General features: G+C 43.9%; 18 protein-coding genes and 1 other RNA gene. 13 read left to right on the top strand and 6 right to left on the bottom strand.

Annotated elements, in window-relative coordinates; genetic code table 11:
* Positions 1–442: 442 nt before the first annotated feature.
* Complete coding sequence (locus VY86_RS26240; RefSeq protein WP_274521079.1) at positions 443–571, bottom strand: hypothetical protein; 129 nt, start codon at positions 569–571, stop codon at positions 443–445.
* A 383-nt stretch (positions 572–954) separates the two neighbouring features.
* Between VY86_RS26240 and VY86_RS14575 the strand changes: the two genes are divergently transcribed.
* From VY86_RS14575 to VY86_RS14565, 3 genes are all read left to right on the top strand, one after another.
* Positions 955–1,326 carry a YacL family protein gene (locus VY86_RS14575; RefSeq protein WP_036839032.1) on the top strand — a complete coding sequence of 124 codons (372 nt, stop codon included), beginning with the start codon at positions 955–957 and terminating at the stop codon, positions 1,324–1,326.
* Between the two features lie 133 nt (positions 1,327–1,459).
* Positions 1,460–2,332, top strand: coding sequence for a small-conductance mechanosensitive channel MscS (gene mscS / locus VY86_RS14570; RefSeq protein WP_046975477.1), 873 nt, complete (start codon positions 1,460–1,462; stop codon positions 2,330–2,332).
* 443 nt (positions 2,333–2,775) lie between these two features.
* A complete protein-coding gene (locus VY86_RS14565) occupies positions 2,776–3,807 on the top strand; it encodes an IS630 family transposase (protein ID WP_046976622.1) in 1,032 nt (343 codons plus the stop codon).
* On the opposite strand, the gene VY86_RS14560 is transcribed toward VY86_RS14565, so the two are convergent.
* On the bottom strand, positions 3,782–4,186 hold the full coding sequence (locus tag VY86_RS14560; RefSeq protein WP_046975476.1) for a hypothetical protein: 405 nt from the start codon (positions 4,184–4,186) through the stop codon (positions 3,782–3,784). The genes VY86_RS14565 and VY86_RS14560 overlap by 26 nt on opposite strands.
* A gap of 235 nt (positions 4,187–4,421) precedes the next feature.
* Between VY86_RS14560 and argO the strand changes: the two genes are divergently transcribed.
* Together argO and VY86_RS14550 are read left to right on the top strand one after the other, a co-directional pair.
* Positions 4,422–5,045 (top strand): arginine exporter ArgO, encoded by a 624-nt coding sequence (gene argO / locus VY86_RS14555; protein WP_046975475.1) that lies wholly within the window; start codon positions 4,422–4,424, stop codon positions 5,043–5,045.
* A 113-nt stretch (positions 5,046–5,158) separates the two neighbouring features.
* Positions 5,159–5,878, top strand: coding sequence for an oxidative stress defense protein (locus VY86_RS14550; protein WP_046975474.1), 720 nt, complete (start codon positions 5,159–5,161; stop codon positions 5,876–5,878).
* Here VY86_RS14550 and VY86_RS14545 read toward each other — a convergent pair.
* Positions 5,875–6,777 (bottom strand): LysR family transcriptional regulator ArgP, encoded by a 903-nt coding sequence (locus tag VY86_RS14545; protein ID WP_046975473.1) that lies wholly within the window; start codon positions 6,775–6,777, stop codon positions 5,875–5,877. The genes VY86_RS14550 and VY86_RS14545 overlap by 4 nt on opposite strands.
* A 126-nt stretch (positions 6,778–6,903) precedes the next feature.
* Between VY86_RS14545 and rpiA the strand changes: the two genes are divergently transcribed.
* The gene (gene rpiA / locus VY86_RS14540; RefSeq protein WP_046975472.1) at positions 6,904–7,563 is read left to right on the top strand and encodes a ribose-5-phosphate isomerase RpiA; all 660 of its coding nucleotides are present in this window, start codon (positions 6,904–6,906) and stop codon (positions 7,561–7,563) included.
* A gap of 276 nt (positions 7,564–7,839) precedes the next feature.
* A complete protein-coding gene (gene serA / locus VY86_RS14535; protein WP_046975471.1) occupies positions 7,840–9,081 on the top strand; it encodes a phosphoglycerate dehydrogenase in 1,242 nt (413 codons plus the stop codon).
* Between the two features lie 49 nt (positions 9,082–9,130).
* Here serA and VY86_RS14530 read toward each other — a convergent pair whose 3' ends face one another.
* The 3 genes from VY86_RS14530 to zapA form a co-directional block, all read right to left on the bottom strand.
* Positions 9,131–9,727: a 5-formyltetrahydrofolate cyclo-ligase gene (locus VY86_RS14530; RefSeq protein WP_046975470.1), complete on the bottom strand. Its 597-nt coding sequence runs from the start codon at positions 9,725–9,727 to the stop codon at positions 9,131–9,133.
* 37 nt (positions 9,728–9,764) lie between these two features.
* Positions 9,765–9,950, bottom strand: a non-coding RNA gene (gene ssrS, locus VY86_RS23565) — 6S RNA.
* 118 nt (positions 9,951–10,068) lie between these two features.
* Entirely contained in the window at positions 10,069–10,398 is a 330-nt protein-coding gene (zapA, locus tag VY86_RS14525; RefSeq protein ID WP_046975469.1) for a cell division protein ZapA, read from the bottom strand.
* Between the two features lie 186 nt (positions 10,399–10,584).
* Here zapA and VY86_RS14520 point away from each other — a divergent pair, with 186 nt between their 5' ends.
* From VY86_RS14520 to gcvH, 6 genes are all read left to right on the top strand, one after another.
* Positions 10,585–11,160, top strand: coding sequence for a YecA/YgfB family protein (locus VY86_RS14520; protein WP_046975468.1), 576 nt, complete (start codon positions 10,585–10,587; stop codon positions 11,158–11,160).
* 48 nt (positions 11,161–11,208) lie between these two features.
* Complete coding sequence (pepP, locus tag VY86_RS14515; RefSeq protein WP_046975467.1) at positions 11,209–12,525, top strand: Xaa-Pro aminopeptidase; 1,317 nt, start codon at positions 11,209–11,211, stop codon at positions 12,523–12,525.
* An 8-nt stretch (positions 12,526–12,533) separates the two neighbouring features.
* On the top strand, positions 12,534–13,712 hold the full coding sequence (ubiH, locus tag VY86_RS14510) for a 2-octaprenyl-6-methoxyphenyl hydroxylase (protein WP_046975466.1): 1,179 nt from the start codon (positions 12,534–12,536) through the stop codon (positions 13,710–13,712).
* A 37-nt stretch (positions 13,713–13,749) separates the two neighbouring features.
* A complete protein-coding gene (ubiI, locus tag VY86_RS14505) occupies positions 13,750–14,982 on the top strand; it encodes an FAD-dependent 2-octaprenylphenol hydroxylase (RefSeq protein ID WP_046975465.1) in 1,233 nt (410 codons plus the stop codon).
* 358 nt (positions 14,983–15,340) lie between these two features.
* Positions 15,341–16,435 (top strand): glycine cleavage system aminomethyltransferase GcvT, encoded by a 1,095-nt coding sequence (gene gcvT / locus VY86_RS14500; protein ID WP_046975464.1) that lies wholly within the window; start codon positions 15,341–15,343, stop codon positions 16,433–16,435.
* A 112-nt stretch (positions 16,436–16,547) separates the two neighbouring features.
* Positions 16,548–16,940, top strand: a complete 393-nt coding sequence (gene gcvH / locus VY86_RS14495; RefSeq protein ID WP_046975463.1) for a glycine cleavage system protein GcvH — start codon at positions 16,548–16,550, stop codon at positions 16,938–16,940.
* Positions 16,941–17,023: the final 83 nt, after the last annotated feature.

Genomic DNA, 17,023 nt, shown 5'->3' with positions numbered 1-17,023 from the left:
AAAAAGAGATAAAATGGTTAATTTGGCAGGGTTTAACCCCTGAAAGAAAAGAGAATTATTCGAAAAAACATAAAGGGTCATCTTTATATCACCAGGCTATTTACTGGTTGACTTATGAAGGGAAAATAAAGGGTAATGATTTATGAAAACCTCTCAGGATTGCCAGTAAGACAGCATCAACAAAGATAAAACATGTATGATTAACATTCGTTGAACTTAAAACACGATATACCATGATGATTAAACTTAATAAAAAGCAGATATCAAAAGTAGTAAAAAACTGTTAAAACTTTTTTAATAACGTTTTCAACAAGGAATAAAGTTTTTCATAAACTAATTAAACAACCGATTATAAAAAATCGCAATACCTTAAATACGCCAGATTAAACTTTCTTTACACTGCTTTAACCCGTCTAACTGTGATAATTTTTTGACCTGCGATTCAGAGCTTACAACCGATAACCGACGCGCTTAAGTATTTTGAGGCACACCGGTAATATTCGTCATGTTGGTCACTGATGAGTTTCTGCAATGCAAACGCTTTCTTTAACGAAAAGATATGTCGTATCATAATGACTCCTGAAAGCATCTTCTTTTTCCAGACAAGATAAAAAATAAGTGGCTGTATTGCAATATTCTTGAATGTATCTCATCAATCAGAGGCAAAACGTTCGATTTTGCTGTTTTTGTTTCCCTGAGATATTATTAATGGTAAGTACCATTTTCCTACTTCGTACTAACTGCCATAAACATACAAGGCTTTGAGGCTGAATTCTCTTCCAATGAAAGTTAGACATAATACCTTGGGGATACACATTTCGGTCATCCAAGTGCAGAACCACACTGTTGTGTCAGTAATAGCAATCTCCTGTTCTAGCCAGTTTGTGGGCTGATTTGGGGCGGAATTGCTGGGGAAATATTAAAATAATGAAGAAGAACGCACCGGAGATAATGATGGACTACGAATTTTTGCTGGGTGTCACTGGGCAGGTGACTAGCCGATTCTCAATGGATCACGAAGCTATTGGTCAGTGGCTGAATGAAGAAGTCAAAGGTGACTTGACTGTGCTGGATAAGATCACCACAGCGCTGGCTGAAATCAAGGGCAGTGAACGCCAATGGCAACTTGTGGGTCATGAATATACGCTGCTAATGGATGACGAAGAAGTTATGGTTCGTGCTAATCAGCTTGAGTTTGAAACTGATGAGATGGAAGAGGGCATGAGTTATTACGATAATGAGAGTCTGGCTTTCTGTGGTACTAAGGATTTTATTGATATGTTGTCCGATTATCGGGATTTTATTTTGCGAAAAGACTACTGGTAAGTATTTGTATATAAACCAGAATAATTTTCTGGTGCGATAGGTTTTTTCTTGCTGTCGATACTTGCTATGAAGAGTAGCAATTAGGTAATTTTGTTAATTATAGTTTAATAGCTAAATAATCAAGGTGGTTTTAATGGAAGATATCAGTCTGTCTGGTGGTATTAATGAGGCTACAAGCTGGTTTATTAATCATCAGGATTTAATCATTCAGTATCTGGTCAATATGGTTGCTGCTGTTCTAATCCTTGTTTTGGGGTTGATGGCGGCAAAATTGATCAGCAAGGGTGTGAAAAGAGTTATGTCGTTGCGTGACATTGATGTAACTGTGTCAGATTTCCTGGCTGCGATTGTCCGTTATTCGGTAATTGCGTTCACGATTATCGCTGTTTTGGGCAAATTAGGGGTTCAGACAGCGTCGGTGATTGCGGTTATCGGTGCCGCAGGTTTAGCCGTTGGTTTGGCTTTACAGGGTTCTTTGTCCAACTTTGCTGCCGGTGTATTGTTGGTTGCCTTCCGGCCAATACGGGCCGGTGAATATGTTATCTTGGGCGCAGTTGAGGGCACTGTGGTTCAGGTGCAGATTTTCTCTACAACATTGCGTACAGCCGATGACAAAATTATTGTTATCCCGAATGGGAAAATTATTGCAGATAATGTTATTAATACCAGCCGTGAACCGAACCGTCGGACGCAAATAATGGTCGGTGTTGCCTATAATGCGGATATTGATGAAGTCAAAAAAGTACTGGGTGATATTATTGCGGCAGACAGTCGTATTCAGCATGATAGCGGTGTGACAATCCGTTTGCATGAAATGGCGCCTTCTTCGCTGAATTTTGTTGTGCGTGTATGGACGACCAATGGTGATGCTTGGGACGTTTATTGGGATTTGATGGAAAACTTTAAACGTACATTGGATAAACACAATATTGGTATTCCCTATCCACAAATGGATGTTTATTTGCATCAGAATCAGGTTGCGGTGCAGAATAAAATGAGCGGTTAGTCAAGCGATGGGTTTGATGATGATAATCCGATTATGTGAAGAGGCTATAAGCTTTTGTCTGTAAATTAGGTGCCGCGCCGTGAAGAGGGTGTCGCAAAAGCTCATGTTATCCATTAAAATCTGCGCTCTTCCTTTAGGCCCAGCTCTTTTATGACCTTATTCACTCGAAAACGGGAGCCGTCTGCTTACACTAAACGTCATAGCGTATAACTTATCAAGGGCCGTTGCCCTGATATCATGGGCTATTTTTAGCTTGTCTGGGTTGTCAGTTCCAATAACAGGCAATAAATCTCTGTGGGTTTATTGTCAATGCTGGCCTTTTGCGACACCCTCTGAATGGCGCGGACTATCCAGCTTATTCCAGCAGGTTTATTTTATTGACATATACCCGTAATCATTGAAACTGCTTGATTTTCGCCCAAATGAGGTTCATGGTATCTGTCATGAAAATATTCATTACCGATGAACAAAAAGCCGAACTTGAACATCTCCATCACACCTGCCGTGATAAGAGAGAGTGTGATCGCATCAAAGCGGTCCTCCTGGCCTCTGAGGGCTGGAGTTCTGTCATGATCGCTCAGGCCCTGCGTCTTCATGAAACGACCGTTCATCGTCATATCAGCGATTACCTTAATCACCGTAAAATCAAGCCCGAAAATGGCGGCTCTCAGAGCCATCTCAGCGAAACACAGACTCAGGAACTTATCGCCTATCTGACCGCAAATCTTCTGCCCACCACACAGGCGGTTATCCGCCTTGTCAAAGAAGCGTGGGATATCCGTTACACCGTTCCCGGCATGAATAAATGGCTGCACCACCAGGGATTCAGTTATAAAAAGCCGACCGGCGTGCCACACAAGTTCAACGCGGAACAGCAGCGGGCCTTTATAGAAACCTACGGGAAACTCAAGCAGGAAGCCGGAGACCATGAGCCCATCCTGTTCATTGATGGCGTCCATCCCACGCAGGGGACGAAACTGGCTTATGGCTGGATGCGAAAAGGCCAGAAAACCGCGGTGAAAACCACGGGAAGCCGTACCCGTCTGAACCTGATGGGGGCCCTTAATCTGGCTGATATTAGTAAAACGGTAGTACGCGAGTATGACCGTATCGACAGTTATCACATCGCAGAGTTTTTCATTGCTCTGCGTGAAACCTATCCGGTCAGTCAGAAGGTTCATATTATCCTTGACGGAGCTGGTTACCACCGAAGCAGGCTGGTGAAAGACTGGGCTTATGTGATGAATATTGAGCTTCATTACCTGCCACCGTACAGCCCGAATCTGAACCCGATAGAAAGGCTGTGGAAGGTGATGAATGAACAAGTCAGGAATAACCATTATTTCGCCTCGACGACCTTGTTCAAGCAGGCAATACATCGCTTTTTTACGGAAATATTACCGGAACTGGCCGGGAACCTGTCGTGCCGTATTAATGACAACTTCCAGGTTATGAATACTGCATCTTCAAGTTAAGCGGGTATAGAGTATCAAAATTGTTTTTAACAAAATCATCGTTGATATCTTCTGTCAGCGTTATTTTCTTGTTGTCGGGCAAGCAAAGTACAGCAGCTAAAACACTTGAATCATGTAAATTAATATCGGCAGCGACGGACCCATAGCCTTTTTCACCTTGTACTCTAAGGACAAAGCGCTCACAGCCTTTTTTACATAAGAAAGGTTGATAATTACTGAGCTCTACATCGGTAATATTTGCTGTACCAATATAGTATTCAATTATTTCAGATTGGTTTAATATTTCTTCAACATCATTCCGAATTAAATAGTAGCTTCTGATAGTAAGTGCAGTAATAATAATGACTGCTAACAACATGAAACCAGTAATTTTTTTCAAAATAACCCCTTCCTCTTATTCTTACAGAATTAATCGATTAATTAATGTTTTAAGTGTGTATTTACCTAATTTCCTTTGAATTAACTAAATGTTTTTCCCGTAACAGCCGGTTTTTTAGCTGACCATTAAAATTTCTTATGATCGATTAGAAGCATTTATTTCCTCTAATGAGCTATTCTTCTTAATATTCTGAACATTGGAAGAGCAAAGTGAATAATTATTGAGGAATTTTTTTATGTTATCGACATTTTTGCAGGGTTTTCTTCTCAGTGCTGCAATGATTTTACCTCTTGGTCCACAAAATGCCTTTGTTATGCAGCAAGGGTGCCGAAGACGATTCCATCTGATGAGTGCAACTTTGTGTGCTATCAGCGATGGTTTTCTGATTGGTGCCGGCGTATTTGGAGGGAGTGCATTGCTTGGTCAGTCAACTTTACTACTGCAATTTGTCACTTGGGGAGGGGTTGCTTTTTTATTGTGGTATGGTTGGAGAGCTTTTCGTACGGCTTTGCTTGCGAATGCGGAACTCACACAGGCTGACAATATAGCGAGGAGTCGCTGGCGGGTAATTGCGATTATCTTTGCTGTCACTTGGTTAAATCCACATGTCTATCTGGATACCCTGGTTATACTGGGAAGTATTGGTGGTCAATTATCTTCAGAACTCAGGCCCTGGTTTACTTTTGGTGCTGCAAGCGCTTCCATTAGCTGGTTTTTTGCTCTAGCATTCCTCGCTGCCTGGTTTTCCCCTGTACTGAATAAGCCACATTCTCAACGAATTATTAATGGATTTATCTGTATTGTCATGTGGTATATAGCCTGGCAACTTGCTAAACAGGGATTGATAATTTCTGGTTAACCTGAACACTTTTTTGCATACAGTGGGTGTGTTAGTGTTTTATTTATCCCATGCATGTTTCGGTTTTTCCGGGGATAGACTCTTTTTGTGACAGATTTTCTACGGAGGTTGTGGTGAAATTAAAATCATTAGGGTTAGCTGCAATGTTAAGTGCAGGAGGCGTACCGCTCTCTGCGCAGGCAGCTGATTTACCCGTGGTCCCTCATATTGTGACTTCTGGTAATGCGGTAATTAAAGCAGAACCGGATATGGCAACATTGATAATTAACGTCGATATTTCTGCCAAAGATGCTTCTGGCGCTAAAAAACAGGTTGATGAGCTTGTTGCTAAGTATTTTGATTTTCTAAAAGAGAATGGTATTGAAAAGAAAGATATTAATGCGGCGAATCTGCGTACTCAACCTGACTATGAGTATGACAGAGAATCCGACAAGTCTGTGCTAAAAGGTTATCGTGCAATCCGTTCGGTGGAAGTGAAGGTCCGTAAGTTGGATCATCTTAATATTCTGCTTGATGGTGCATTAAAAGCTGGCTTGAATGAGATCTCATCCGTTCAGTTTGGTGTGGACGATCCACAAAAATATCGTGATGAAGCCCGACAAAAAGCCATTCAGAATGCGATTGAGCAGGCTGATGTATTAGCGAAAGGCTTTAACAGTAAACTTGGCCCGATATACAGCATCAATTATCGAGCACCAGATATTTCCTACATGAAATACCGCAATAATGATGTCGTGCTGGCGTCAGGAGCTGCTGGTGTGAATGAAACTTACCAACAGGACACCATCAGTTTTAGCGATCAGGTTGATGTTGTGTTTGAGCTAAAACCTTAATCCGTGTCATCTTGTCTTAACATCTGACGCCCAATTTTCAACAGGGCGTCAGTCACTTTTTTCATTGTTCTGCTTTCCGGTGCGAAACGATGCCAATAGAGCATCCGACGCTGACATAAACCTGGTGTCAGGTCGAGTAATTTGCCCTCTTTCAGTTCCTGATCAATTTGTAAATGAGGGATCATACAACAGGTAGAACCCTGTTCTGCCAGTTGCACAAAAGCTTCAGATGAGTTGACGATATGGCATGGAACACTGCCCGGCGATAAATCGAAGTTCTGTTGTAAAAATGCCTGATGCATATCATCCAGGTGATCGAACGCTACCGCGGGTGCCTTCAATAATGCTGAACGGGTAACCCCATTTGGAAAATATCGGGTAGCAAATTCTGGTGACGCAACAAACAGGTAATCCAATGCTCCTAGTTTATCCACCAGACAACCAGGTAATGGTTGCGGTTGAATACTGACTGCCCCAACAACTTCGCCCCTTCTTAATTGTTCTTGAGTACGGGTTTCATCTTCAACCTGAATATTCAGCCGAATCGGTAAATCACCGAGCACTGGGTGCAGTGCCGGTAACAGCCAGGTTGCCAGGCTATCGGCGTTAACTGCCAGTGAAAGCAGCAGTGGAGTATCTGTACCAGATTCATCACCTAGCCATTGTTCTTCCAATAATTCTACTTGATGCAGTAGCGCCAGCAGCTTTTGCCCTTGTTCGGTGGGGCGTGGAGGAACGGTGCGCACTAACAGAGGCTGACCGAACAAATTTTCCAACTGCTTGATACGTTGAGAAACTGCGGACTGGGTGATACAGAGTTTCTGGGCTGCGCGTTCGAAACCGCGCTCACGGATCACAGCATCCAAGGCTTGCAGTGTTCGGTAATCAGGGCGTTTCATTACAGAAAGATTCTCCATTGATTGTTCTGCATAGCACTATGCCATATTTTTCCGGTAGATGAGGCAAATTATTGTTTATACTAGCTGACAGGCTTTCCTTGTAACTGATATAGGTTGTGAATTGATATGACTCAGGACGAACTGAAAAAAGCAGTAGGTTGGGCAGCGCTCGAATTTGTCACTCCCGGAACGATTGTCGGTGTGGGGACGGGTTCAACGGCTTCGCATTTTATTGATGCCCTTGGCTCAATTAAAGACCAAATTGAGGGGGCTGTATCCAGCTCTGAGGCTTCTACCGAAAAGTTAAAAAGCCTGGGAATTCCTGTATTCGACTGTAATGAAGTGGATTCTCTTGATATTTATGTTGATGGCGCGGATGAAATCAATGGCAATATGCAGATGATTAAAGGCGGTGGTGCCGCATTGACTCGCGAAAAAATTATTTCTGCAATAGCGAAGAAATTCATTTGTATCGTTGATTCTTCTAAGAAAGTTGATGTATTGGGTAAATTCCCTTTACCAGTTGAAGTGATCCCCATGGCCCGTTCATATGTTGCCCGTGAATTGGTTAAATTGGGTGGTTTACCAGAATATCGCCTGAACGTTGTGACTGATAACGGCAATGTGATCCTGGATGTGCATAATTTAGCAATTATCGATCCTGTTGAGTTAGAGAATAAAATTAATCGTATCGCCGGTGTAGTCACTGTCGGTCTGTTTGCTAATCGGGGTGCGGATGTTGTATTGATGGGAACATTAGATGGAGTGAAAACCATTACTCAATAATATTGCTCATAGAGGGCGAAACCTTTCGCCCTTAAAAATTTTTTACTTTTAATAATAAGTGGAAATTTAGTGATATATCTCATATATCTGATTATTAGATAATCTAAATCCTGACTTTATTCTTCTCCATATCATTTTATTCCGCACAATAACTATCTTATTAAGACTTATTTGGTAGGAATAGCAATCGTTTGTATTGCCGTGTCTGTTTTTTTGTTATGTTGAGAGAATGAAACTTAAATGTAATGAAAATTGACGTAACAATAGGCAGGGTAAATGGTTAAGGTATCTCTGGAAAAAGACAAGATCAAATTTTTGCTATTGGAAGGTGTACATCAGAGCACGGTAGAAAACCTGCGGGGAGCGGGCTATAGCAATATCGAATATTATAAAGGGGCGTTAGATTCTCAGGCGTTAAAAGAGGCAATTCGTGATGCCCATTTTGTTGGGATCCGTTCTCGCACACAATTGACAGAAGATATTTTCCAGGCAGCCGAAAAATTGGTGGCTGTGGGTTGCTTCTGTATCGGCACCAACCAGGTTGATCTTAAAGCAGCGGCCAAACGGGGTATCCCCGTCTTTAACGCACCATTTTCTAATACCCGTTCTGTTGCTGAGATGGTACTTGGTGAGCTGTTGTTACTACTGCGCCGTATTCCTTTAGCAAATGCTAAAGCGCATCGTGGCGTATGGGATAAACAGGCTAAGGGCTGTTATGAAGTGCGCGGTAAAAAACTGGGTATTATCGGTTACGGTCATATTGGTACTCAGCTTGGTATTTTGGCTGAAAGTATTGGTATGGATGTCTACTTCTACGATATTGAGAACAAACTGCCATTAGGTAATGCCCATCAGATTCGTCATTTATCAGAATTACTGAATATGAGTGATGTGGTCAGTTTACACGTACCAGAAACGCCATCAACGAAGAATATGATGGGTACGCAGGAACTGGCATTGATGAAACCGGGTTCTATCCTGATCAATGCTTCACGCGGAACAGTGGTGGATATTCCGGCGTTGTGTGAAGCACTGGAAAGTGAACACCTGTCAGGGGCAGCTGTAGATGTATTCCCGGTTGAACCCGCAACCAATAATGATCCGTTTGAGTCGCCTTTGCTTAAATTTGATAACGTATTGCTGACTCCGCATATCGGTGGTTCTACACAGGAAGCGCAGGAAAATATTGGTTATGAAGTAGCAGGAAAGTTAGCGAAATACTCTGATAATGGTTCTACTTTATCAGCAGTCAACTTCCCGGAAGTTTCTCTTCCTGCTCATGCTGATGATACCAACCGGTTTTTACATATTCATGAAAATCGTCCAGGTATATTGAATAGCATTAACCAAGTGTTTGCTGCACAGGATATTAATATCGCCGCTCAGTACCTGCGTACCAGTGGGGATATGGGATATGTGGTGATTGATATTGTGACTGAGAACCCTGCTCAGGCTGAAATGGTATTTCAGGAACTGAAAGCGTTGCCGGGTACTATCCGTTCTCGCCTGCTTTACTGATTATTTTGCTATGCCGCAAATGGGCGCTTTGTGTAAGGTGCCCATTTTTTTACTGCCATTGCCAGATTTTTTCAGGAGTGATGATTTCTGGTAATGGGATATCCCACTCGGCTGAAGGTAATGTATCGACTAATTGGCAGTTATGAGCCAGACCAATCGGATAGAAATTTTTTTGTTGCCATTGTCTCAATGTACGATCGTAAAAGCCACCTCCCATTCCAAGTCGCTGTCCTGTGCGGTCGAAAGCAACCAGCGGGATCATCATGATATCCAGCTCAGATAATGGTAAAAGCTGCTGAACATCCAGTGGCGGCTCTTCTATATTGAAACGATTTCTGACAAGTTGTGTATTTGGCTGATAGCTTAAAAACAACAGATGGTAGCGACTGAAAAGGTGCAATACAGGCAAATAGATCTGTTTGTTTTGTTGCCAGAGTTGCTTGATTAGCGGTCGGGTGTCAAGTTCACCATCAAATGAAAGAAATAGTGCAATTTTATTGGCTTGGTGAATTCTGGGGTGGTTGACAACTTTTTCCGCGGCTTGGTTTGCAAAAAGGGCTTGTTGTTCAGGGGGGAGTTCACGGCGTTGCCGGCGTATTTTCTTTCTGATGTTTTGTCTGAGTGATAACAGGGGATCTGATAGCATGGAACCTGCCTGTTAATGCGAGTAGTGATTAAATTTAGGGTTCTCCAAGATGCCGTTACAGGTAGTAACCCTTGAACCCTTGGTTCAAGGTGAACGCAGCATCGCATCCTTAAGGCTTCTCGGACGGACCGAGCATGCACACCGGCTGCGGAGCACTACATTCTATCATGTATGAAATATCGGCTCAGGGGACTTTCCCCGTTCACGAACATCTCAGAGAAATTTATTCAGCGCTTACGCTTACTAAGCAACTTTATATAACCTATTGTATGAAACTAAATACAGAAAGCAACTAAATTATAGAATGATTCACTCACTAATGTATGATTTATCAATAGAATTCATTCATTTGACGCAATAGTGCGCTCAGTGATGCGACCTTGCTCCACTAATGCTTGTTCTATAGTCTGTTGAAGCATCTTTATTTTTTGTTCCATATTGTAGGCATAGTCACGGGTTTTCACTTTTTCTTGTGCCAGCTCATGACAGATATTCAATGCCACAATAAAAACCAGTTGTTCAGTATTGGTTACTCTGGTGCGTTCTTTTAAATCTTCTAAACGTTGTTCAAGTTCCACCGCGGCAGCCAGCAATGCTTCTTTTTGCTCTGATGGACAATTGACACGTAATGACCGCCCAAAAATCTGGATATCTACTGGTTGTGCAGACATGACCCCTTCCTGACTTATTACTGCGCTCTGGCTTTCATTCCTGATGATAGGATAAAGCAAGACGCCAATCATTACAGTGCGATACCGACAGACAACTCACGATTAGCTATGGCTGCTGTCTGGTATAGCGACTCCCCTTGGTGGTAGCATAGCATGAACTTACACCGTCAACGATGACCAATACACATGTCTATACAGAATTCATTACCAGATTATCAATCTTTTGACGAAATATTACATCAGCAGTCAGTGGCGCTGACAGCGGCTGAGATGCATGGGTTGATTAGTGGCTTACTGTGCGGTGGCAACCGTGATAGTAGTTGGCAAGCTTTAGTTCATGATTTAGCCAATGATGGACTGGCTTTTTCCTATCCATTAGCTCAACAATTGCGTGAATTACGTGAAATTACATTTGAATCATTGGATGACAGTCATTTTGCATTCCATTTATTGTTGCCCGATGAGGAAGATAATGTGTTTGAACGGGCGGATGCCCTGGCTGGCTGGGTGAACCATTTCTTGTTGGGGTTGGGTGTTGCGCAACCAAAACTCACCGATAAAAAAGAGGTCGATGAGATTGTGGGTGATTTGCGTAATATCGGTCTGCTTGGCTATGAAGAAGGTGATGATCAAGAAGAGCTGGCTCAGGCGCTGGAAGAGGTTCTTGAGTATGTGCGGGTTGCCGCGCAGCTTTGCTATATCGCTTTTACTCAGCCTAAAGCTGTTTCAATGGCAAAAAATGATAAGCCAACATTGCATTAATTGCTGTTTATTGAACTCAAAATAATTAACTAAGTCGCAGGAGAGGGTATGATCAAACAAGAATATTTATCCCGCCGTCAGGCTTTACTGGCAAAAATGGCTCCGGCCAGCGCAGCGATTATTTTTTCTGCCCCGCCTGCGCCCCGAAATTCGGATAATGAATATCCCTATCGCCAGCACAGCGATTTCCTTTATTTGACTGGATTCAATGAACCGGAAGCTGTGCTGATATTAATTAAAAGTGATGATAAGCATAATCATAGTGTTCTTTTTAATCGAACACGTGATTTGACGGCGGAAATTTGGTTTGGCCGTCGTCTTGGGCAAGAAACGGCGCCAGAAAAACTGGGCATTAACCGGGCCTTGCCTTTTGATGATATCCAGGAAGAGCTTTATCAGCTGTTAAATGGTCTGGATGTGGTTTATCACGCACAGGGTGAATTTGCCTATGCGGATGACATTGTCTTCCAGGCGCTGGATACACTGAGAAAAGGCGGTCGCCGTAATCTTTCAGCCCCTTTAACGATAACTGACTGGCGTCCTTGGGTACATGAAATGCGGTTATTCAAATCCAAGGCAGAAATTGAAATTATGCGCCGAGCAGGTGAAATCAGCGCACAGGCACATACGCGTGCGATGAAGACTTGCCGCCCAGGCATGTTTGAATATCAACTGGAAGCTGAAATTCATCACGAATTTACGCATCAGGGTGCACGTTATCCTTCTTACAATACGATTGTCGGGAGTGGTGAAAACGGCTGTATTCTGCACTACACCGAGAACGAAAGCAGGATGAAAGAGGGTGACCTTGTGTTGATTGATGCAGGCTGTGAATATCTAGGTTATGCCGGAGATATCACCCGTACTTTCCCGGTGAATGGCAAGTTCACCCGCGCCCAGCGTGAAATTTACGATATCGTACTGAAAACACTCAAGGTTTCATTAGAATTGTATAAACCGGGCACCAGCATCAACAAAGTAACAGAACATGTTGTGCGGATTATGGTGGAAGAGCTGGTGAAACTGGGCATTATGCACGGTGAGGTTGAACATTTAATCGAAACTAAAGCCTATCGCCAGTTCTTTATGCATGGCCTCAGCCATTGGCTGGGTCTGGATGTGCATGATGTTGGGCACTATGGCGCAGAACGTGACCGTATTCTGGCGCCAGGAATGGTATTAACGGTTGAACCCGGGCTTTATATTGCACCGGATGCCGATGTGGCGCTGGAATATCGTGGTATCGGTATCCGAATTGAAGATGACATTTTGATCACTGAAACCGGTAACGAAAACCTGACAGCCAGTGTGATTAAAGAAGCTGATGAGATTGAAGCTCTGATGGCGAAAGCAAAACAGGGTTAAGTTAAGATATGAACGTGATTATCGTTGGAGGGGGCATGACCGGCGCGACACTTGCGCTGGCAATATCTTCCCTGAGCAAGGGGCAGATTCATGTTTCCCTGATTGAAGCAGCAGAGCCGAAGCAGAAGCACCCCGGCTTTGATGCCAGAGCGATAGCGCTGGCTTACGGTACTTGTCAGCGTCTACAACAGATCGGGGTTTGGTCTGCTCTGGAAGATTATGTGATACCAATAACTCACGTTCATGTTAGTGACCGTGGTCATGCAGGGTTCGTGAACCTTTATGCGAAAGAATATCACATTCCGGCTTTAGGTAATGTTGTCGAACTGCATGATGCTGGCAAGTGCTTGTTCGGTTTACTGAAAAATGCTCCCGGCGTGACATTATATTGTCCATCCAAAGTTCTGACCGTTGAAAGAACGATATCATCAGTGACCGTTACCCTGGACAATGGCGATCAACTGCAAGGTGAATTGCTGGTCGCCGCAGATGGCAGCCATTCTGCGATTGGTCAAGCCTGTAATATTCAGTGGCATCAGCACCCTTATGGACAGATTGCCGTGATTACTAATGTGCTGACGTCAGAGCATCCACAGGGCAGGGCATTTGAGCGTTTCACGGAATATGGCCCACTGGCTTTGCTGCCGATGTCTGGGAGGCGGAGCTCATTGGTATGGTGCCATCAGTTGGATCGGCGAAGGGAAATAGCTGGCTGGGATAATGAGCAGTTTCTGAAGCAGTTACAGCGTGCATTTGGCTGGCGACTGGGCAAAATGTTGGAAACCGGCTGGCGCCACAGTTATCCACTCACACTATCCACTGCAAACCAACAAGTCAGCCATCGATTGGCGCTGGTGGGTAATGCTGCACAAACATTACACCCGATTGCCGGCCAGGGTTTTAATCTTGGTATGCGGGATGTGATGACACTGGCTCAGATTGTTTCTGAGGCTTTTGCGACTAGTCAGGATATTGGTGCTTACCCGGTTTTGGCTAATTATCAACAGCAACGGGTTTTAGATCGGGAAAATACCATTGGTATTACTGATGGATTGATACGGATATTTGCCAATCACTATTTTCCATTAAGAGTTGGGCGCAATCTTGGCTTGATGGCGATGGAAAAATTCTCTCCTGTGCGGGATATGCTGGCCCGTCAGACTCTGGGCTGGGTCGTCCAAAGATAACCGCAGATAAGCAGACAAAATAAGAGGACGTTATATTATGCAATCATTTGATGTGGTTATCGCTGGTGGCGGTATGGTGGGTCTGGCACTTGCCTGTGGCTTACAGGGCAGTGGTTTACGGGTGGCTGTGGTAGAAAGCTATCCGCCTGCTCAATCGGTTTATGCCGGAGAAGAATATGCTTTGCGGGTTTCTGCAATTAATGCTGCCAGTGAGCGCCTGTTACAACATCTTGGCGTGTGGCAACAGATTCTGGATATGCGTACCAGCCCTTATCAGGGAATAGAAGTTTGGGACCGGGATAGCTTTGGCCGCATTCGATTCAACGCGGCTGAATATGGCCTGAAATATCTTGGTCATATCATTGAAAACCGGGTTATCCGTGAGATGTTATGGAAAAAAGCGGAAAGCCTGTCGGACGTGACCATGCTGACGCCTACGGCTTTACAACAGATTGCCTGGGGGGAAAATGAAGCTTTCATGACATTATCCGATGGTCGCATGCTAACCGCCCGTTTAGTGGTTGGCGCTGATGGTGCTCATTCATGGTTGCGTCAGCATGCGGATATCCCCCTGACATTCTGGGATTATGAACATCATGCGTTAGTGGCGGCTATTCGCACTGAAGAGCCTCATGGCAGCGTTGCCCGTCAGGTCTTTTATGGTGATGGTATTCTGGCGTTTCTGCCTCTTGCTGATCCACATTTGTGTTCTATCGTCTGGTCACTGCCGGGTGAAGCGGCAGATCAGTACAAACAGCTTGATAACACGCTTTTCAACCGGCAACTAGCGGTGGATTTTGATATGCGTCTTGGTCAGTGTGAGCTGATCAGTGAACGCCAAACAATTCCACTGACCGGCCGTTATGCCCGTAACTTTGCCGCTCATCGTCTGGCCTTAGTGGGAGACTCTGCTCATACCATTCATCCATTGGCAGGACAGGGTGTGAATCTGGGCTTTATGGATGTGGCTGAACTCATAGGTGAATTGCGTCGTCTGCATTGCCAGGGAAAAGATATTGGTCAGCACTTCTATTTACGTCGATATGAACGCCGCCGTAAACACAGTGCCGCTGTCATGTTGGCTGGAATGCAGGGGTTTCGTCAGTTGTTCGACGGCAATAATCCAGTGAAAAAACTTTTGCGGGATGTCGGGTTATCACTGGCAGACAATTTACCCGGAATTAAACCTCCATTACTTCGTCAGGCAATGGGGTTGAATGACTTACCGGGCTGGCTCTCTTCGCCATCCTGTTCAGCTGAAAAAATCTAATTTAGCTTCTTCTTATCGATTATTTTTTCTCATGCATCACTGAAATATGGATAGGTGATTTTATTCATATTTCAGTCAGCTCTTAATGGAAAATGTGTGTTTTCTAAAGTTAATTGTTAATTTTGAGTATTATGGCTCATTTTAATAGTTAAAAATTCTGCATACTCACAGCATGTTTTTTTGTTGTTACTAAATTGGGCCCTATTTTTACTTATGGTTCATTTTTGTTTTCAGTGATAACTTTTACGTTAAGACATCGTTTGCGTCGCGTTTTTTAGCCGCTTTTTGTTCATGATTCACAGTAGCTGTCGGTTAATACGCGGTATGTTTTCATGTAGGAAATGAAAAGAGGGAAATAATGGCAAAACACACTCCATTGTATGACCAGCATCTGGCCTGCGGTGCACGTATGGTAGATTTTCATGGCTGGATGATGCCTTTGCATTACGGTTCACAAATGGATGAGCATCATACTGTCCGCACTGATGCCGGTATGTTTGATGTTTCCCACATGACGATTGTGGATCTGCATGGTACTGGCTGCCGTGATTTCCTGCGTTATCTGCTGGCAAATGACATTGCTAAACTGACAGAAAAGGGCAAAGCCTTATACACCGGGATGCTTAATGCTTCCGGCGGTGTCATTGATGATCTGATTGTTTATTACTTTAGCCATGATTTTTATCGGATGGTGGTCAATTCTGCAACCCGTGAAAAAGATCTGGCTTGGATCAATGAACATGCTGCCAATTACCCGGTTGATATTCAGGTGCGTGATGATCTGGCATTGATTGCTGTTCAGGGGCCTGAAGCTCAGGCAAAAGTAGAGTCTCTGCTGAACGATCAACAAAAACAGGCTATTGCCGGAATGAAACCCTTCTTTGGTGTTCAGGCTGGTGATCTGTTTATCGCAACAACGGGTTATACCGGCGAGGCGGGCTATGAAGTGGCGATGCCAAAAGAGCAATCAGCAGATTTCTGGCAAAAATTGCTTAGTGTCGGCGTTAAGCCCGCAGGGCTAGGCGCCCGTGATACTTTGCGGCTTGAAGCGGGTATGAACCTCTATGGACAGGAAATGGATGAAACCATTTCTCCACTGGCAGCCAATATGGGCTGGACAATCGCCTGGAAACCAGAAGATCGTCAGTTTATCGGCCGTGAAGCGCTGGAAAAACAGCGTGAAGATGGCACTGAACAGTTGGTTGGCCTGGTGATGAGAGAAAAAGGTGTATTACGTGGTGGTTTAACGGTCAGTTTTACTGATGAAGCGGGCGCCTTACACGCTGGCGTTATTACCAGCGGTACATTCTCCCCAACATTAGGATTCAGTATTGCCCTTGCCCGTGTACCACAAGGGATTGGTGAACAGGCAATTGTACAAATCCGCAATCGTGAGATGCCGGTTCAGGTAGTCAAACCCAATTTTGTACGGGCGGGTAAACCTCTCGTATAGTCTAATAACTTGATGATTAAATAGTACCCTATCCATTAGGCATGATTGGTGCAGGAAAACAAAATAGCCTAATGAGGTGAGATAAGTTCTAAGATTGAAGGAGACAATGGTGATGAGTAATGTACCCGCAGAGTTAAAATATGCTGAATCACACGAGTGGGTTCGCGCAGAAGGCAATGGTGAATACACTGTAGGTATTACCGAACATGCGCAGGAACTGCTAGGCGACATGGTTTTTGTTGATTTGCCAGAAGTAGGCGATGAATTTAATTTTGGTGATGAATGTGCCGTTGTTGAATCAGTAAAAGCCGCTTCTGATATTTACGCGCCACTGAGTGGTGAAGTGATTGCCGTTAATGAAGCGCTGGGTGAAGCGCCTGAATTGGTTAATGGCGAGCCTTATAATGAAGGTTGGCTGTTCCGTATTAAAGCCTCTGATGAGAGTGAATTTGCTAATCTGCTGGATGCCGCAGGATATCAGGCGCTTCTGGACGAAGAAGAATAATAGCCCACCGTCGCCCTGCTTCACATCGTGAGCAGGGCGTTTTTATTTGTATGCCATTTCTGGCCTGCTTCAGGAATCAGTAA

Source organism: Photorhabdus thracensis (genome assembly GCF_001010285.1).
GTDB lineage: Bacteria > Pseudomonadota > Gammaproteobacteria > Enterobacterales > Enterobacteriaceae > Photorhabdus > Photorhabdus temperata.
The sequence above is the reverse complement of the archived record's forward strand: the minus strand, read 5'-3'. Positions and strand labels throughout refer to the sequence as shown.